Raw genomic sequence first — 16,719 nt, 5'->3', positions numbered from 1 at the left:
CCGGATCAGGCCGTGGTCCCGCACTGCCCCGGACGGGGCGCAGGCGGGCGCCCGGCGTCGGCCGCCTCCAGAGTTGCCGCCCGCGCCTCCAGGTACCGGCGCTCCGACGGGCTGTTCGTACGGGCCGCCGCCTGCTCGTAGGAGGCCCGCGCGGCCCGGCGCTCCCCGGCCGTCTCCAGCAGGTGGGCGCGCACCGCCGCCAACCGGTGCTGCCCCGCGAGGCTGCCGTCGCTCTCCAGGTTCCGCAGCAGGTCGAGCGCGGGCCCCGGCCCGTGCACCATACCCACCGCCACCGCGCGGTTGAGGCGCACCACCGGACTGTCGACGACACGCAGCAGCAGGTCGTACAGGCCGAGGATCTGCGGCCAGTCCGTGTCCTCGGCCCGCGCCGCCTCCGCGTGCACCGCCGCGATCGCGGCCTGGAGCTGGTAGGGCCCGGCGGGGCCGATGGGCAGGGTGGCGGTGATCAGCTCGATGCCTTCCCGGATGGCGTCCCGGTCCCAGCTGCCGCGGTCCTGTTCGTCGAGCGGCACCGGGGTTCCGTCGGGGGCGGTCCGTGCGTCCCGGCGGGCGTCGGTGAGGAGCATCAGTGCCAGAAGGCCGGCGACCTCGTTCTCCCGCGGCTGCATGCGCCGCACCTCGCGGGTGAGCCGGATCGCTTCACGGGTGAGGTCGCCGCGCTGCAGTTCGGGGCCGGAGTGGGTGGCGTACCCCTCGTTGAAGATCAGGTACAGGATGTGCAGGACCACGCGCAGCCGCGGCGCCCGCTCCGCCTCGGGCGGCAGCCGGAACGGGACGCCGCTGGCCCTGATGCGCTGCTTGGCGCGCGTGATCCGCTGCTTCATCGACGTCTCGGAGATGAGGAACGCGCGGGCAATCTCCGGGGTGGTCAGCCCGCCCACCGCACGCAGCGTCAACGCCGCCTGGGAGACGGGCGAGAGCGAGGGGTGGCAGCACAGAAACAGCAGCGTCAGTGTGTCGTCCCGCTCGGGCGGCCGGTCCTGGTCGCTGTCCGGGCCCGGGATCCGGTAGTGGTCGGCCGGCTCCCGCACAGCCGTGGCCACCTCGCGCTTCCTGCGCGCCAGTTCGCTGCGGTACTGGTCGACCAGCCTGCGCGTGGCCACGGTGAGCAGCCAGCCCCAGGGGTTGTCCGGAACGCCCTCCTGCGGCCACTGGCCGGCCGCCGCAAGCAACGCCTCCTGCACGGCGTCCTCACACGTGTCGAAGTCGCCGTACCGGTGCACGAGCGTACCGAGCACCCGCGGCGCCAGTGCGCGCAGCAGGCTGTCGATCTCGCGGGCCGTCGTCATGCCCTCATGATGCACAACCGGGTGACGCAGAGGACGGCCCGGTCCACCTATCGGAGCGCACGTCACGACGGGGGCCCATGACGTCCGGAGGGTGCGGTCCCGCGGCGACATACCCCCGGCGCCCCAGCTGCCGTGTGGTGAAGGTGAGTTCCTTGGCCTCCGTCACCCCCGTGGTGTCGTACCCGCCGACACCGTCCCCGGCCGGCCGGGAGCCAGCGAGGCAGCCCCGGCAGAGGGCCCGCCGAGGCGAAGGCGCCAGGTGAACCGGTCGATGCGTCGGCCTCAGCCCGCTTCGCGCAGGACCCCCTGGAGGAAGTCGGACAGCTCCGCGGTGGCGTCCAGCGGCAGGACGTGGGCGACGTACTGGTCGGGTCGGACCAGCACCATGCAGCCCCGGTCCCGGTCGATTCCGCGCAGGTCGAAGATGTCCGCCTGCCGCGGGTCGGGGCAGAAGGCCTTCTCGTGGTCCACCAGGGCGAGGCGGCCCTTGCGGGGGCGCAGCACCGCAGGCAGCGCGGTCGGCTCGAGGGTGCGGTGCGGCTGTTGCAGGATCGCACGGACGTCGAGGACCGCATCCGGGTCGGCGTCCCCGGGGGTGAAGCGGGCCAACGGGGAGGCCGCGGAGGCGAGATGGTCGCAGAGTCGGCGGAACGGGCCGTCGGCGGCCTGCGGGCCCACCCGGTCGGCGAAGAGGTAGAGCCTCCAGGCGCCGTCGGCCCGGGCGGCGTGCCCCAACTGCACGGGCCGGGCGTCCGCAAGGCGCACCACCGGCGCGGAGTGGAATCGCATCCCGACCGGGAAACCCTTGGCGAGGTGCTGGTGCTCACCGGTGCCCATGATCATCGACGGTTCGTAGCGGACGGACAGACCGGCGGTGTAGAGGCCCTGGGCGCGGAAGTAGTCGGAGAACTCCTCCCGTGCGCCTTCCGGCGCGGCCGTCTTGTCGCCCCCTCCCGCGGCCATCTTGGAGGCGAAGTCGCGGTCGAAGTCGATGAGGTCCTGGGCGACCCGCTGCCGCTCCTCGGAGTAGGTGTGCAGCAGTTCGGGGGTCGCCGTGCCGGTCAGCACGGCGGCCAGCTTCCAGCCGAGGTTGAAGGCGTCGGCCATCGACACGTTCATGCCCTGTCCGGCCTTGGCGCTGTGGGTGTGGCAGGCGTCGCCCGCGATGAAGACGCGGGGCAGCCGGTCGCCCGTCTCCTCCTGCGGCACGTCGTCGAACTTCGCGCACAGCCGCTGGCCGACCTCGTACACCGCCCACCAGCCGACGTCCTTCACCTCGACCCGGTACGGCGACAGGATCCGGTTCGCGGCCCCGGCGAGCACCTCGGGGGTGACGGCCTTCTCCCGCAGCAGGTCCCCGTACCGCTCCGCGTCCAGCTCGATGTAGAGCCGCACCAGGTAGCCGCCCTCACGCGGAATGATCAGCAGTGAGCCGGCCTCGGACTGGATCACGGACTTCAGCCGGATGTCGGGGAAGTCGGTGTCCACCAGGACGTCCAGGACGCCCCAGGTCTGGTTCAGCGCGTCGCCCTCCAGCCGCCGGCCGATCGCCTTGCGCACCGAGCTGCGCGCGCCGTCGGTGCCGACCACGTACTTGGCGCGCACCACGGAGGCGCCGCCGCTCCCGTTCTCCAGGGTGACGGTGACCGGGTACTCCCCCGCGTCCGGGCCCTGGGCGATGTCCACGGCGGTGGCGTTCAAGGAGTAGTGCGGGACCGTCCGGGACGCCGAGCGGGCCATGTGCTCGCGCAGGAAGTCGAGCATGCGGGCCTGGTTCACGATCAGGTGCGGCATCTCGGAGATGCCCTCCTCGACGTCGTCGATCCGGCCGGTGCGGACGATCGCGGAGCTGTTCGTGGGGTCGGGTTTCCAGAAGGTGACCTCGTTGACCTGGTACGCCTCCTGCTTCAGCTGCTCGGCCAGGCCGAATGCCTCGAACATCTCCACGGTGCGGCAGGCGACCCCGTCGGCCTGGCCCACCTGCAGCGGCCCGTCCTTGCGGTCCACCACGACGGTCCTGATCCCGGGGAAGGCCGCCAGCTGCGCCGCCAGTACGAGACCGGCGGGACCGCAGCCGACGATCAGCACGTCGGCGGTCTCGGGCAGGCCGGCGTCCGGGGCCTGGGCGGCGGGATGCGCCTCCTTCACCGAAGGGTCGCCGGGACGGTATCCGTCGAGATGGAACTGCACGATGCGAACTCCTTGGCAGAGGGGGCGGACGACGCCACGATTCTCCGCACGTCCCACGATGAGGGATAGACTTTTCTGCTATGCGGAACAAACCTGCCTACGCCGTCGGCTCCGTGGACTCCGCCCTGCTGCTTGCGATCGTGCTGCGCCAGGAGGGTCCGATGCGGGTCACCGACGCCGCACAGCGGGTCGGGGTGTCCGTCTCGACCGCACACCGGCTGCTCGCCACACTCGTGCACCGCGACTTCGCCGTGCAGCTGCCCGACCGCCGCTACGACGCCGGCCCGCAGCTGGGCCAGGCCCCCTCCCGCGCACCCGTGGCCCGGCTGCGCGAGGCCGCCGGTCCGCAGCTGCGCGCGCTGCGCGACCACTGGCACGAGACCGCCAACCTTCTGCTCCTTGACGAAGAGGGCACCGGGGTCCGCTTCCTCGCCACCGAGGAGGCCGACCAAGTGCTCCGCGTCGGCGACCGCACCGGCCGCATCCTGCCCGCCTACGCCGCATCCGGCGGCCGCGCCCTGCTCGCCCGGTACGACGACGCCGCCGTAGAGGCGGTCCTGGAACGCTGCGGCCTCGCCCCGGACCAGCGCGTCGTCCACCGGCGCGCCATCCAACGCGCCCGCCGCGAGGGCCACGCCCTCAACCAGGAGGCCACCGAGACCGGCCTCACGGCGGTGGGCGTCGCCCTGCCCACCGGCACGGCCGACTACCCACCCGCCGCGATCTCCCTGTCCATACCGTCGGCCCGCTGGTCCCGCGAACTACTGCCGTCCATGTCGAGCGCGCTCAAGGCTGCCGCGGCGCGTATCGCGGAGGGCTGAGGGGGCGGCGCAGCTCCGCACCGTCGTGTGCGTGGCACAGATGGCGAGCGGGCGAGTACTGGCTGTTCAGCATTGACGGGCGTGGGCAAGCCGGAACGGGGTTCAGCCGCCGGCGGCGAGGGTCCGCAGCCGGTCCAGGGTTTCGCGAATGACGTCTCGCAGGTCTTGATCGTCGGTGGCGGTGACCCATCGCGAGAAGGCGACGCGGAACACGGCGATGCTGGTCTCGGCGGCCAGGCCGGCCTCGATGTCGCCGATGCCCCTCTGTCGCAACCTGTCGGCCAGGGCGGCCGACAGAGAGGTGAGTTTGATCAACTCGCGTTCACGGAGATCGGCGTTGGCCATGATCACGGCCTGCCGCCTCCCTGCGAACTCACGGTTGCCACCCACCAACTCGGCCACGGTGCCGAGTACGGCCGCGACGGCATCCAGCGCCGACGCCGTGTCCGGCACCCCCTCAAGAACAGCCAGCGACTTCTCTTCCAGGGCGGAGGAATCACCGAAGAGGACCTCGCGCTTGTCGGCGAAATACCGGAAGAACGTGCGCGCCGTGACACCCGCCCGCTCGGCGATGTCCGCCACCGTCGTCTGCTCGAAGCCGCGCTCCAGATAGAGCGACAGCGCTGCCTCGCGCAGCCGGTCACCGGCCCCAGGCTTCCACCGTCCCATGCCGCGAGTGTAGGTGATGTCACCTCCTGACACTCCACTCCATCGACGGTGATGTCACTCGATGACATCACCGTGGTAGAGTGATGTCATTCAATGACATCAGTTCATGGAGGCCCCGATGAAGCGCATTCAGTACCACCAGTACGGCGGGCCGGAAGTGATGCGCCTGGAGGACTTCGAGCCGGCCCGTCCCGGGTCCGGCGAGGTCCTGGTCCGCGTGCGGGCGGCCGCGGCCAATCCGATGGACTGGGGCATCCGCAGCGGCGCCATGAAGCTGGTGACGGGACGGAAGTTTCCGCGCGCACTGGGCTACGACTTCGCCGGCGTCGTCGAGGCGGTCGGCGAGGGCGTCACCCGGCTCGCCGTCGGCGACGAAGTGCTCGGCGGGGCGTCGATCAAGGCGTCGGGGGCCTTCGCCGAGATGGTTCTGGCCGAGGAGAAGGGTGTGGTGAAGAAGCCCGCGCACCTCTCCTTCGAGGAGGCCGCCGCCATCCCGACCGTCGGCCTCACCGCCTACCAGGCCGTGCTTCAGAAGGGCAAGCTGCAGCCCGGGCAATCGGTCTTCGTCAACGGCTGCCTCGGCGGAGTCGGCCGGGCCGGCGCACAATTCGCTCTGGCGCACGGCGCCTCAGTGGGAGGCAGCTGCCGCGCCACCGCCACACACGACGCGCGCGACCTCGGCCTCGACCCGATCGTCGAATTCGGCTTCGACCCGACGACGCTCAGCGGACGGTTCGACCTCGTCCTCGACACCGCCGACACGCTCCCGACCGACGCAGCCAAGAAGATGCTGAGGCCGGGCGGACGCATCGTCAGCATCCACCCCACCCCCGCGAGCATCGCCAAGAGCGCGCTCCCGGGCCCGTACAACGTCCTGATCACCAGGCCCGTCACGGCGGACCTCGAGGAGGTCGCACGCGCCGCCGGACGCGGCACGCTGCGGGTGCCGATCGCCCGCACGGTGCCGCTCACCGAGGCCATCAAGGCGCTCACCGAACTCGAGCGCGACGGCACACCCAAGGGCGGCAAGCTCGTCATCACGACCGACTGACCCTCACATCCGGCCGATCCTCGCCCCCACTACAGGAGCTCCTTCGAATGACTGCTCAGATCTGGGTACTCGGCGGCACCGGGCGCAGCGGCCGCACCATCGCCACACACCTCGCCCGGCTCGGTCTGACGGCCGTCCTCGTCGGCCGCGACGCGGACCGCCTGCGCACCGCGGCAGAACCCACCGGCAGCGAAACACTGCCGGCCCCTTCCCTCGCGGCCGCCGCAGCGGAAATCCGCCGGCAACGCCCCGCCGTGGTCGTCAACACGGTCGGACCGTTCACCACGACGGCCCCTGAAATCATCGGCGCCTGCCGGGCCGCCGGCAGCCATTACATCGACCTGGCGAACGATGTCGCGGCGCTCTCGGCCGCGTACGAGATGCACGACGCGGCCACCCAGGCAGGTCACACACTGGTCACCGGTGCCGGGTTCGGCGTGACCGCCACCGAGAGCGTCGTGGTGAAGCTCTGTGAGGGCCGACCCGCACCGCTTCGGGTGCGCGTGGACATGGTGCCGTCGATGGCGATGGAGGAAGGCACCGCTGGTGAGGCCCTGATCGGCACTCTCTTGGGGAGCCTGCACGGCCGCCGGATCTCCGACGGCCACCTGGCACCGGCCCCGATCTTCAGCGACCCGGAGCGCCTCACCCTGCCGGACGGCTCCCAGGTCACCACCGCGGGCATGCCGTCGGGCGAACTGCTCGCGGCTCACCGAGCAAGCGGGGCCCGCCACGTGCTCTCGGCGACCAGCGAAGCGCCGTCCTCCCCCGTCTTCCGGGTGGTGATGCCCGCCCTGAGCACCCTCATGCGATGGGAACGGCTGCGCACATTCACGACACGCCACCTCGCCCGGGCACGCGTCAAGGCAAAGGAACGCCCCCGCGATCACTCCTGGGGCCACGCCGTCGTGACCTGGGCGGACGGCGAGACCCGAGAGGGCTGGCTGCGCCTGGGCGACGCGCAGGAGTACACCGGAGCAGTGTCCGCGGAGGTCGCCCGGCGGCTGCTGGCCGGAGAGGGCCAATCCGGCGCCTACACCCCCGCCGCCCTCTTCGGCCCCACTCTCGCCGAATCGTGTGGCGCGACGTACCTGCTGGACCAGCCCGGCCTACGGTGACCCACGATCACCAGTCGATCCCGGGCAAGGCCGCATGCACGAGCAGTTCGGGCCCCGCCCCGGGCGAACCGGAGGCGGGGCCCGAAGGATCGTGCTGACCGGTGGGTGGGTCCGTCACCCGGACAAGATGTCCTGCGTGAGGAAGAGCGGCATCGAGTCCTCCCACTGACTGTCCGTCAGCAGCTTCTTGTCGCTGCCGTCCGCGTTCATGCTGAAGATCTGGCCGTAGGGCTGGAAGGTGTCGTCGTACAGGGCGGCCTCCTCGCGGAAGCCGTACATGCCGCTGTTGTAGAGGATGCGGCCGTCGTGGTTCCAGACCGCGTGGCCGTCGTTGGCGCCGCTGCTCGTGAGCACCTTCAGGCCGCTGCCGTCGGGCTTGATGGTGCACACGTCGAAGTTGGTCGCGCTCGTCTTCCGCGTGAAGAGGATGAGCTTGCCGTCCGCGGACCAGTCCGGCAGGTTGTCGGACTCGGTGGTGAGGACCGTCGTCGCGCCCGTCCTCAGGTCGAGGATGCGCAGCCCCATCTCCTCGCCCCACACCCGGTAGACGATCCGGTTGCCGTCCTCGGAGTAGCTCGGGAAGCCGGCATTGGTCGATCCGTCCGTGAGCTCCTGGTGCGAGGAGCCGTCGTCGGCCACCCGCATCAGCTTCGCGGTGCTCGTGGCGCGGGTCTGGAACCAGCCGCCGAGGCCGAACGCGATCCACTTTCCGTCGGGCGACCAGGTGGGCCGGAAGGCGCCGGCCAGCCCGTGCTGCACCTGCGTGGGGTCCAGGCCCGATGTGGCGGTGTCGAAGACGACCTTCTCGTCCGAGCCGTCCGCACGCATGGTGACGATCGAGGAGTTGCCGAGCTGCTTGTTGGTGAGGGCGAGGCGCCCGTCCCTGGACAGCGCGGGGAACACGTCGCAGTGGCGGTAGTCCCAGTCGGGGTCCCAGCTGTACAGCGGGGCGTCCAGTGGGCGCGTCGTGTAGTCCAGCTTCTCGTAGACCACCGACTTCCCGTCCCGCGACCAGGCCGGGGAGCGCAGCGCCCGCTTGACGGAGGGGAGGGTGCCCGAGACGTACGCGAGGCCCTCGTCCGCGCCGCCCTTGACCAGGTAGCCGATCTCCGTCGCCGACACGTACTGGGGCGCGACCTTCAGGTTGGGCCCCGAGGTGTGCTCCACGCGTGCACCGGTCGTGACGTCCACCGAGACGATCTGGGACTCGACGGTGCCGATCGCCTCGGGTCGGTGGGCGCCCCAGGTGCCCTCGACGGTGATCTCGTAGAAGACGATCCGGGAGCCGTCGGGCGACCACTTCGGTGAGCCGAGGCAGTAGCCGTCGCGGGTCGCGACCTGGCGGAATCCGGTGCCGTCCGGCCGGATCACGTAGATGCTCAGCTCCTGGGTGTGTTCCCAGCCGGTGCCGTTGCCGTGGCCGCGCCAGGTGGTGTTGCGGTCGCTGGAGAAGGCGAGCCACTTGCCGTCGGGCGACCAGGCGGGGCGGAAGTGGCCGTCGGGGCTTGCCGGGTCACCGGCGAGCGCGGCCGTGCCGGTCAGGTTGGTGCGCCGGTTCGTGGCGAGGTCGAGCACCCAGATGTGCGTCTTGTGGTCGCCGCTCGTCGACACATAGGCCAACTTCTTGCCGTCGGGCGACGGGACCGGCCAGTCGTTCATCGCCGCGTCCGACAGCAGGCACTGCACGCCCGTGCCGTCGGCCTTCGCGCGGTACAGACACGAGTGTCCGTCCCCGGTGCGTTCCGAGGTGAAGAACACCGACTTGCCGTCGGCGGACAGGGCGGCGTGGTGGTCGAAGGACGCGTCCCGCAGCAGCGTGCGTTCGTTGGAGCCGTCGGCGTCGCTGATGTAGAGGGTGGCGCCGGACGGGCCGATGCGGTTCATCAGCATCACGCCCTTCTTGCCCTCGGCTGCCGCCGCCACGGCGAAGGGGGCGGGCAGGAACGCGGCTCCGGCGACAGCCGCTCCGGCCGCGAGGAATGCTCTGCGCTTCAGGTCGGGAGTCATCGCTGTACGGAGTCCTTTCGATCACGGGTGGAAAGGGGTACGCGCGGTTGGTGGACGCCGACGCAGTCGGCGTCGGGGACGGCCACGGAGGTGCCGGTGGCGCGGAGTCGGCCGGAGGCCGGGTCCACGCCGAAGAGGTCGACCGTGCCGCTCGCCTTGTTCGCGACGAACAGCCACCGCCCCTCGGGGTGCAGGGTGAGGCTCCACGGGGTCACTCCCCCACAGGGCAGCCGCTGCGCCTCACTGAGCAGCCCGGTCCTCCGGTCGACGGCGAGGACGACCAGGGCGTTGTCCCCGCGGTTGGAGACGTAGACGTGCCGGCCGTCGTGGCTGACGGCGAGTTCGGCGGCGCTGGTAGCGCCGGTGTGTCCGGGCGCGTTCGTGGTGAGGAGTTGGCGGGGTGTCAGTTCACCCTTGTCCGGGTCCCACGCCAGGGCCTCGATGTCAGCCGTCAGTTCGTTCAGCAGGTACACCGTGCGGCCGCGCGGATGGAACGCGATGCGGCGCGGCCCGGATCCCGGAGCCGTCGCATACTCCCGTACCGAACCGGCTGTCAGCCGCCGCGTGTTGGCGTCGTAGCGGTGCACGAACACGCGGTCCGCGCCGAAGTCGGCGACGAGCGCGAACCGGCGGCTCGGGTCGAGGACGACATGGTGGGTGTGCGGGCCTGCCTGGCGTGGATTGGGTCCCGAGCCGGTGTGCCGCACAGTGGAGGCCACCTTGCCGAGGCCGCCGTCGCGGTGGACGGGGACGGTCGAGGCGGTGCCGGTCGCGAAGTCGGCGACCAGCAAGGTGTCCTCGTCGTCGAGACCGACGTACGACAGTCCTCCGCTGCCGCCCGGGACCGCCTCGGTGCGCAGTTCGCCGGTGCGGCGCAGGGCACCGGACGCGTCGTCGATGGCAAAGGTGCGGATGTATCCGCCCTGCTCGCCGCCCGCGACGTAGAGGACGGGCCGTGTCGGGTGGACGGTGATCCAGTTCGAGCTGACCTCCGCCATCACACCCAGCGGAGTCATGGTGCCGCGGGCGGGGTCGAAGCGGATGGTGTGCACCTGGTTGTCGCCCCAGGTGCCCACGCAGAGCAGGTCGCTGGGACGCGTCGCGGCGGCGGCCGGTGCGGTGGTGGCCAGCGACAGGGCGCTCGATGCCGTCATGGCGGCGAGGACGCTTCTTCGGGAAGGACGCCGGGCCGGTGGCGCCCCGGCGTCCGGCGGTATGTGCTGCGGCTCGTTCATGGCAGGCGGATGCCTTTCTCGGAAGGCGTTGCGGGGTCAGCCCTTGGGCTGGGGGCGGCGGCGCGCCGCGAGGCCGAGGCGCTTGAGGGCGTAGGTGTCGAGCGCGCTAAGGACGCCGTTGAGGGCGAGGGTGAGGGCGACCAGGACGATGAGGCCGGCGAACTCGCTCGCCGCGTCGAGGTTCTGGGCCGCGGTGAACAGCTCGTGGCCGACGCCCTCGGAGGAGGCGATGAACTCGCCGCCGATGACACCGAGGATGGCGAGCGGTCCGCCGGTCTTGAGGGCGGCGAAGAAGGGCGCCGCGAGCGTGGGGATGGTGACGTAGCCCAGGACATGGTGGCGGCGTCCGCCCATCACCTGGACGACCTCGACGAGTTCGCGCTCACGCAGCCGCAGGCCCAGGTAGACGTTGTAGAAGACCACGAAGGCGACGCCGGTCATCGCGATGGTGATCTTCGACCAGGGGCCGATGCCGAAGAACAGCAGGAACAGCGGGGCCAGGGCGATCTTCGGGATGCCGTTGAGGGCCGCGACGAGCGGTTCGAGGACGCGGCCGAGCAGCGGGAACGAGCCGAGGACCAGACCCATCACGGTTCCGGCCGCGACGCCGAGGCCGAAGCCGGCGAGCACCTCGACGGCGGTGACCCGGATGTCGTTCCAGCCGGTCGCCGAGCCGAGCATCTCGACCAGCGCGTCGTACACCTCGGTGGGCTTGCTGACCGCGTACTCGGGGACGATCGGCCCGCTCATCACCTGCCACAGGACGAGGGCGACCACGATCACCAGCAAGCGGAGCGCGATGACGGTGGTGTTCTTCTGCCCGCCGGTACGCCGCTGCTTGGCGGGCCGGCCCCGGCTCCCGGTGTCGGGCTCGGGCATGGCCTTCTGGGTGACGGTTGCCATGGTCTGCTCCGTTCCGTTCGGGGTCGGCCGATTCACGGCAGGTAGGTGTTGGTCCAGTTGTCGGTGGTGACCTTCGCGTCGGGCACCGCGCCGATGCCGTCCTTGACGAAGGCGACCGTCTTCTTCCATCCGGCCTCGTCCTGCTTGGCGCTCTTGGGCCACTCGACCTGCTCGACGGCCCCGCTGAGCACGTCGTCCGGCACGCCCGGCAGGGTCTTGCGCGACGCGGCGAGCACGCTCTTGTCGTTCGAGGGATTCGATGCGAGGTAGTTCGTCGCCTGTTGGACGGCGGTGGCGAAGCCCTTCACGGTCTTCGCGTCGGTCTTGGCGTAGCTCTTCTTGACCACGACGGCCTGGCCGTAGCCGGCCTGCTCGTACGACCACTCGGGCACCTTGGTCGGGTCGGCGACCACGACGCCGTCGCCCTCGTGCTGCACCTGGAGCGGGATGGGTTCAGAGGTGATGAACCAGTCGACCTCGCCCTTGGCGAGCGCGGCCTTGTCGGCGGCGGGGCTGGGCAGGGACACCCATTTCAGCTTGCCCGGATCGACACCGTGGGCCTTGAGGAAGATGCCCGCCTCGGCCTTGGTGTTGGCGGAGCTGGCGCCGGCCGTGGAGTCGGCCAGCGCCTTGGCCACCTTCGCGGCGGGTGTCTTCGCGGTCAGCTGGTGCTTCTTCGCGAACGCCGTGCTGACGACGATGCCGAGCGGGTTGCCGCCGCCATTGTGCGCGACGGACAGTTCGGGCAGCCCCTTGGCGAGGCCCGCGAGGTAGCTCGTCGGGCTGGAGTTGAGGAACTGCACCGAACCCGACTGCAGGGCCGAGGTGCCGGTCGCGGCGGTCAGTGTCACGTACTTGATCTTGATGTTCTGCTTGTCGAAGTAACCCTTCTCCTCTGCCAGGCGTATCGACAGGTCGAAGACGTTGCCGCTCACTCCGACCGAGACGGTCGTCTTGCCGTCGGAGCCGACCGACGACGAGCCGTCGTTGCCGCACGCGGTCAGCAGCGCGGCCGCGCAGGTCGCGGAGGCGGCCAGCGCGAGGGAGGAGTGCTTCACACGGTGGATCCGGTGGTTCATGGGAACTCCTTTGTTCACCAGGCTTGTTGGGATCTGAAGAAGCGGGTCCAGAAGTCGAGGTGCTCCGGGTCCGAGACCGGGATCGGGCGGAAGTGCGCGCCGACCTCCATCACGGCCGCGGCGTCCGTCGAGAAGGCGGGCCACTCGGGCAGGCCCGGGCTGTTGGGATCGCCGGTGGCCGCGAAGTTGGTCCAGTACGTGCGCAGGGTGCGGGCGATCTCGTGGTCCTGCTCGGTCCACGAGGCGGTACCGCCCTTCGGGTTGCCGAAGACGTAGTCGATCTCCGAGCCGTGGAAGGCCCCGTGGACCGACGCGGTGCGGTGGGTCCAGAAGTAGGTGTGCAGCCTGCCGGTGGTGTGTCGGCTCCAGTCCTGGCCCCACAAGTACGTGGAGATGCGGGAGTTGTCGCGCGCCGCCTCACTGCTCGCACGCGCCGCCTCGTCGTCCGTGGTGGCCGGGTACAGCCGCAGGAACTCCTCGGCGAGCGGGCCGAACTTGCGGTGCGCGGCGGCCTGGTGCTGCTCCAGCGTCACATGGACCGGAGGTGATCCGGGCCGGATCGTACGCCGGCCGGTGCGCAGCGCGGCGACGAGTGTCCCGGGCACCGCCCCGCTCTCGTCGAGGTTGTTCCCGGTGAGGTAGTCGACGTCGTTCTGCAGGCCCTTGGTGTACGTCTCGTCGTAGCCGGCGGGGATCGCCCACCCGTCGAGGACCGGGCGCAGCAGCGGGGGTGCCGCGGCTCCGCCGGTGTCGACGCCGGAGTCGACGGGGTGGTTGCCGTCGATCAGCTTGTGCCAGTCCATCGTGCGCAGGTCACGGATGGTGCGTGCGCCGTGCTCGCGTATGTACCGGGTGCCCGCCCTCTCGGCATCGGCCGAAAGGCGGTACGAGGTGGAGAGGTAGCGCAGTTCGGGATCGCGGGAGTAGCGGGCGTGGCTCTGCGCGATCGCACGGTGGAACAGGCCCTCGGCGAGCGGGGACATGGCCAGGAAGTTGACGAGGCCCGCGCCCGCGGACTGGCCTGCGATGGTGACACGGCCGGGGTCGCCGCCGAAGCTCTCGATGTTGTCGTGCACCCAGCGCAGGGCGGCGACGCAGTCGAGCAGTCCGTAGTTGCCGGAGGAGCCGTGTTCGGACTCCTCGCTCAGCTCGGGGGCGGCGAGGAATCCGAGGGCGCCGAGGCGGTAGTTGAAGGTGACGACGACGGTGCCCTGGCGGGCCAGGTTCTCGCCGTCGAAGCGGGGATGTGCCCCGGTGCCCTCGCGGAAGCCGCCCCCGTAGATCCAGACGAGGACCGGTCTGCGTTCATCGAGGGAGGCGGCGCCCGTCCAGATGTTCAGGCTCAGGCAGTCCTCGCTCATGGGCACGTCGACGCCGGTCGCCGCCGCCTCAGTGGGTGCCTGCGGGCACATGGGGCCGAACCGGTCCGCCGGCCGGACGCCCTCCCACCGGTGCGGTGGCTCGGGCGGCCGCCAGCGCAGTTCGCCCACGGGCGGGGCGGCGTAGGGGATGCCTCGAAAGACGGTGACGGTGCGGTCCCGGCAGAGGATGCCCTGGACAGGGCCGGCCTCGGTGTCCGCGATGGGGCGGTGCATGCGGTCCTTTCCGCCCCGGCCGCCCGTCAGCTGGTGGGCGGCTCCGGGGACTTGTCGAGCAGCAGCGCCCTGCGGGCGGAGCCCACGTGGTGGCGCATCGCGGCGTGCGCGGCATCCGGATTGCGGGTGACGACGGCCAGGAAGATGGCCTGGTGTTCCTCCAGCGAGCCGGTCCTGGGGTGCGGAGCGGCCAGATTGCGGTACTGGCGCATCACCAGCGGGTACAGCAGCGTGTCGTAGGCGCGGGCCAGGGTCTGCTGGTGTGCGGCGGCCTTCATCTGCTGGTGGAAGCGCCGGTTGCCCCGCGAGTAGGTGTCCTGGTCGCCCCGGGACTGTGCCTCCTCCATGTCCTGAAGGATGCGGCGCAGTTCCTCGATCTCCTCTTCCGTGGCCCGCTCCGCCGCCTTCGCGGCGAGCGCGGCCTCCAGGATCTCCCGCGCCTCCAGGATGTCCGCCGCCTCCTCGACGGAGAAGCTCCTGGTCCGCACCCCGCGGTTGACCTCCCCGGTGATGTAGCCCTCCTGCGTAAGGCGTGCGAGGGCCGTACGCATGGTGCTCCGTGACACGTCGAACATCCGGGTCAGGTCCGCCTCGGTCAGCCGCGTGTCGGGCGGGATGCTGCCCGAAAGAAGCAGGGAGCGCAGCCCCTCGTACGCGTGGCTGTAGCGCGTGCCCGACGCCTTCGCCCCGGGTTCCACACCGATGCTCTCGCTGTCCGAGCTGTTCACCTTGACCGCCTTTACGTTCCGTGGAGATGAGGGCCGAGGCGGGAACAGTAACCGACGGCATGTCAGCCCAGCTCCCTATCCGCCCAGGCCCGCGTACAGACGCCGGGACGTGCCCGCGAAGATCTGCCGCCGGTCCTGTTCCGAAAGGCCCGCGAGAACGTCCTCGGCGAGGACGAGCAGCTCGGGCAGGGACTGCTCGGCCGCCGGGCAGTTCGAGCCCCAGGCGATCCGCTCGGCGCCGAAGGCCTCGACGACCGGGGTGAGGAAGTCGCCGGCTCGCTCGCCGGCGTCCTGCAGCCGTTCGAGGTTGCGGTGGGTCAGCTTGAGGTGCAGGCCCGGGTGCACGGCGAGCTCCGCCACCTCGGCGCCCGCCTGCGCGGGCGAGGCCGCGATGTCGGGGTAGCCGATGTGGTCGAGGAGCACGGTCACACCCGGGAACCGCTCGAGGAGCTCCACCAGCTGCTTGGTGGCGGGGCCGAGGCGCATCTGGAGACACACCGGCACACCGAGTTCCCCGGCCTGCTCCCAGAAGGGGTACGTCTCCGGGGCGGCGAACCACTCCCCCTGCGTGGGCACCGTGCTGCCGCTGGTGAAGAGCCGGACCCCGGAGAGCCCGCCGTCGCCGACCGCGGCCTTGAGGGAGCTCGCGGCGTCGGGCCGCAGCGGGTCGACGGTGCCGACGGCGACGAAGCGCTCGGGCCAGCGCCGACAGCTGTCGAGCACGTAGGAGTTGTCGTAGCCGTAGTTCGTGGTGGCCTGGACCAGAACGGCTTGGTCGATGCCCGTCTCGTCCATGCGGCTGACCATGCCCTCGGCGCTGACCGGCCGGGTCGCGGCCCACGTCGACTGCTTGCCCCCGAGCGGGGCCCGGGGGTAGGCGGTCTCGTCCTCGGAGATGATGTGGCAGTGCGCGTCGACGATGTGCATGAAGGTGCTCCCTTGTTCTTCGGGGTGGGCTGTGGGGATCCGGCTCGGTCAGGTGTCAGGCGTCCGGGTAGTCGCCCGCGGCGAACAGCGAGCGCAGGTCGGCGGGGAAGTCCTGGTCGAGCAGTCCCTGGTCCTTCGCGAACCGCACCATGGCGTGCAGGCTGGGCTCGTTGGCCCCGATGCCGTAGGGGACGGGGTCGGCGGCGATGGCGCGTCCCTGGCGGGCGAGGCGGGGCACGGCCGCCCACTCGGGCTGCTCCGCGAGGTGGCGGCGCTTGCTCTCCGCGAACGCCGCGTACAGCTTCGTCGGCAGTTCGGGGTCCCGCTCCACCAGCTCGGTGCGCACAGAGATCAGCGAGTGCAGCGGGTAGACACCCTTGCGCAGGTAGTGGTCCACGGCGAGCGTGCCGGCCTCGGGGAAGAGCGGGTACGGGCTGTCGTCGGCTCCGGGCTCCGGTTCGGCCGCCGCGGTCCAGCCGGCCCGCGGCGCACCGGCCCGGCCGGTGCCGGCGTTGCCGGTGAGCGCGGCGTCGATCTCCCCGGCGCGCAGCAGTTCGCCCAGCGAGCGGCCGTCGGTGACGCGCTCGACGTTGGCGGGGACCCGTCCCTCGATGTGGTCGTCGTCGTCGACCACCCACGTGATCTTGTCGATGTCCACGCCGTACTCGTCGCGCAGCACACCGCGCACCCACACACCGGTGCTGACCGAGTAGGCGCGCACACCGATGCGGCGCCCCTCCAGGTCGCGCGGCACACGGATGCCGGAGTTCGCGGCGCACTGCACGTCGCCGTGGTGGAAGCGCCGGTTGAGGAACACGGGCACCGCGGTCAGCGCGATCCCTTCCTGGCGGGCCATCAGGTAGGAGACCGGGGCCAGTTCGCACACGTCGAACTCCAGGTCCCGGATCATTCGCCGGTAGGCGCCGATGACCGGCTTGACCTCCACCGGGTCGACCGCGTAGCCGTCGATCTCGACGTCGCCGTCGAGCAGCGGCCGGCCGTGCGGGTACTCCCCGAGAACCATCGTGAGCTTGTCCATGCGCAGCTTTCTCCTGCTTCTGTACGTCTGGTGGTGGTGGCTGCTGT

14 protein-coding genes are annotated in these 16,719 nt (G+C 71.0%); 3 read left to right on the top strand and 11 right to left on the bottom strand.

All coding sequences use genetic code 11. The features are described from left to right. Positions 1-5: 5 nt before the first annotated feature. Positions 6-1,310 (bottom strand): RNA polymerase sigma factor, encoded by a 1,305-nt coding sequence (locus tag ACZ7L4_RS03750; protein ID WP_472099381.1) that lies wholly within the window; start codon positions 1,308-1,310, stop codon positions 6-8. A gap of 282 nt (positions 1,311-1,592) precedes the next feature. Next, on the bottom strand, positions 1,593-3,500 hold the full coding sequence (locus ACZ7L4_RS03745) for an FAD-dependent monooxygenase (RefSeq protein WP_472099379.1): 1,908 nt from the start codon (positions 3,498-3,500) through the stop codon (positions 1,593-1,595). Between the two features lie 80 nt (positions 3,501-3,580). Here ACZ7L4_RS03745 and ACZ7L4_RS03740 point away from each other — a divergent pair, with 80 nt between their 5' ends. Beyond that, complete coding sequence (locus tag ACZ7L4_RS03740; protein ID WP_472099378.1) at positions 3,581-4,321, top strand: IclR family transcriptional regulator; 741 nt, start codon at positions 3,581-3,583, stop codon at positions 4,319-4,321. Between the two features lie 102 nt (positions 4,322-4,423). On the opposite strand, the gene ACZ7L4_RS03735 is transcribed toward ACZ7L4_RS03740, so the two are convergent. Then, positions 4,424-4,990 carry a TetR family transcriptional regulator gene (locus ACZ7L4_RS03735; RefSeq protein ID WP_472099376.1) on the bottom strand — a complete coding sequence of 189 codons (567 nt, stop codon included), beginning with the start codon at positions 4,988-4,990 and terminating at the stop codon, positions 4,424-4,426. A gap of 118 nt (positions 4,991-5,108) precedes the next feature. Here ACZ7L4_RS03735 and ACZ7L4_RS03730 point away from each other — a divergent pair, with 118 nt between their 5' ends. Both ACZ7L4_RS03730 and ACZ7L4_RS03725 read left to right on the top strand, forming a co-directional pair. Continuing rightward, positions 5,109-6,041 (top strand): NADP-dependent oxidoreductase, encoded by a 933-nt coding sequence (locus ACZ7L4_RS03730; RefSeq protein WP_472099375.1) that lies wholly within the window; start codon positions 5,109-5,111, stop codon positions 6,039-6,041. Positions 6,042-6,088: 47 nt separating this feature from the next. Continuing rightward, on the top strand, positions 6,089-7,159 hold the full coding sequence (locus tag ACZ7L4_RS03725; RefSeq protein WP_472099374.1) for a saccharopine dehydrogenase NADP-binding domain-containing protein: 1,071 nt from the start codon (positions 6,089-6,091) through the stop codon (positions 7,157-7,159). A 114-nt stretch (positions 7,160-7,273) separates the two neighbouring features. On the opposite strand, the gene ACZ7L4_RS03720 is transcribed toward ACZ7L4_RS03725, so the two are convergent. From ACZ7L4_RS03720 to ACZ7L4_RS03685, 8 genes are all read right to left on the bottom strand, one after another. After that, positions 7,274-9,166, bottom strand: coding sequence for a TolB family protein (locus ACZ7L4_RS03720; RefSeq protein WP_472099372.1), 1,893 nt, complete (start codon positions 9,164-9,166; stop codon positions 7,274-7,276). Beyond that, positions 9,163-10,320 carry a lactonase family protein gene (locus ACZ7L4_RS03715; RefSeq protein WP_472099370.1) on the bottom strand — a complete coding sequence of 386 codons (1,158 nt, stop codon included), beginning with the start codon at positions 10,318-10,320 and terminating at the stop codon, positions 9,163-9,165. The genes ACZ7L4_RS03720 and ACZ7L4_RS03715 overlap by 4 nt, the downstream gene beginning before the upstream one ends. A 117-nt stretch (positions 10,321-10,437) precedes the next feature. Next, complete coding sequence (locus ACZ7L4_RS03710; protein ID WP_472099368.1) at positions 10,438-11,304, bottom strand: ABC transporter permease; 867 nt, start codon at positions 11,302-11,304, stop codon at positions 10,438-10,440. Positions 11,305-11,336: 32 nt separating this feature from the next. Then, positions 11,337-12,383 (bottom strand): ABC transporter substrate-binding protein, encoded by a 1,047-nt coding sequence (locus ACZ7L4_RS03705; protein ID WP_472099367.1) that lies wholly within the window; start codon positions 12,381-12,383, stop codon positions 11,337-11,339. Positions 12,384-12,397: 14 nt separating this feature from the next. After that, positions 12,398-13,978, bottom strand: coding sequence for a carboxylesterase/lipase family protein (locus ACZ7L4_RS03700; protein WP_472099365.1), 1,581 nt, complete (start codon positions 13,976-13,978; stop codon positions 12,398-12,400). A 26-nt stretch (positions 13,979-14,004) separates the two neighbouring features. Continuing rightward, positions 14,005-14,706: a GntR family transcriptional regulator gene (locus ACZ7L4_RS03695; RefSeq protein ID WP_472099364.1), complete on the bottom strand. Its 702-nt coding sequence runs from the start codon at positions 14,704-14,706 to the stop codon at positions 14,005-14,007. 75 nt (positions 14,707-14,781) lie between these two features. Next, positions 14,782-15,633: an amidohydrolase family protein gene (locus tag ACZ7L4_RS03690; RefSeq protein WP_472099363.1), complete on the bottom strand. Its 852-nt coding sequence runs from the start codon at positions 15,631-15,633 to the stop codon at positions 14,782-14,784. Between the two features lie 55 nt (positions 15,634-15,688). Beyond that, positions 15,689-16,672, bottom strand: coding sequence for an ABC transporter substrate-binding protein (locus ACZ7L4_RS03685; protein ID WP_472099361.1), 984 nt, complete (start codon positions 16,670-16,672; stop codon positions 15,689-15,691). Positions 16,673-16,719 lie beyond the last annotated feature (47 nt).

Source organism: Streptomyces sp. NPDC107575, from assembly GCF_055657265.1.
This window is presented reverse-complemented; position numbering and strand designations above follow the sequence as displayed.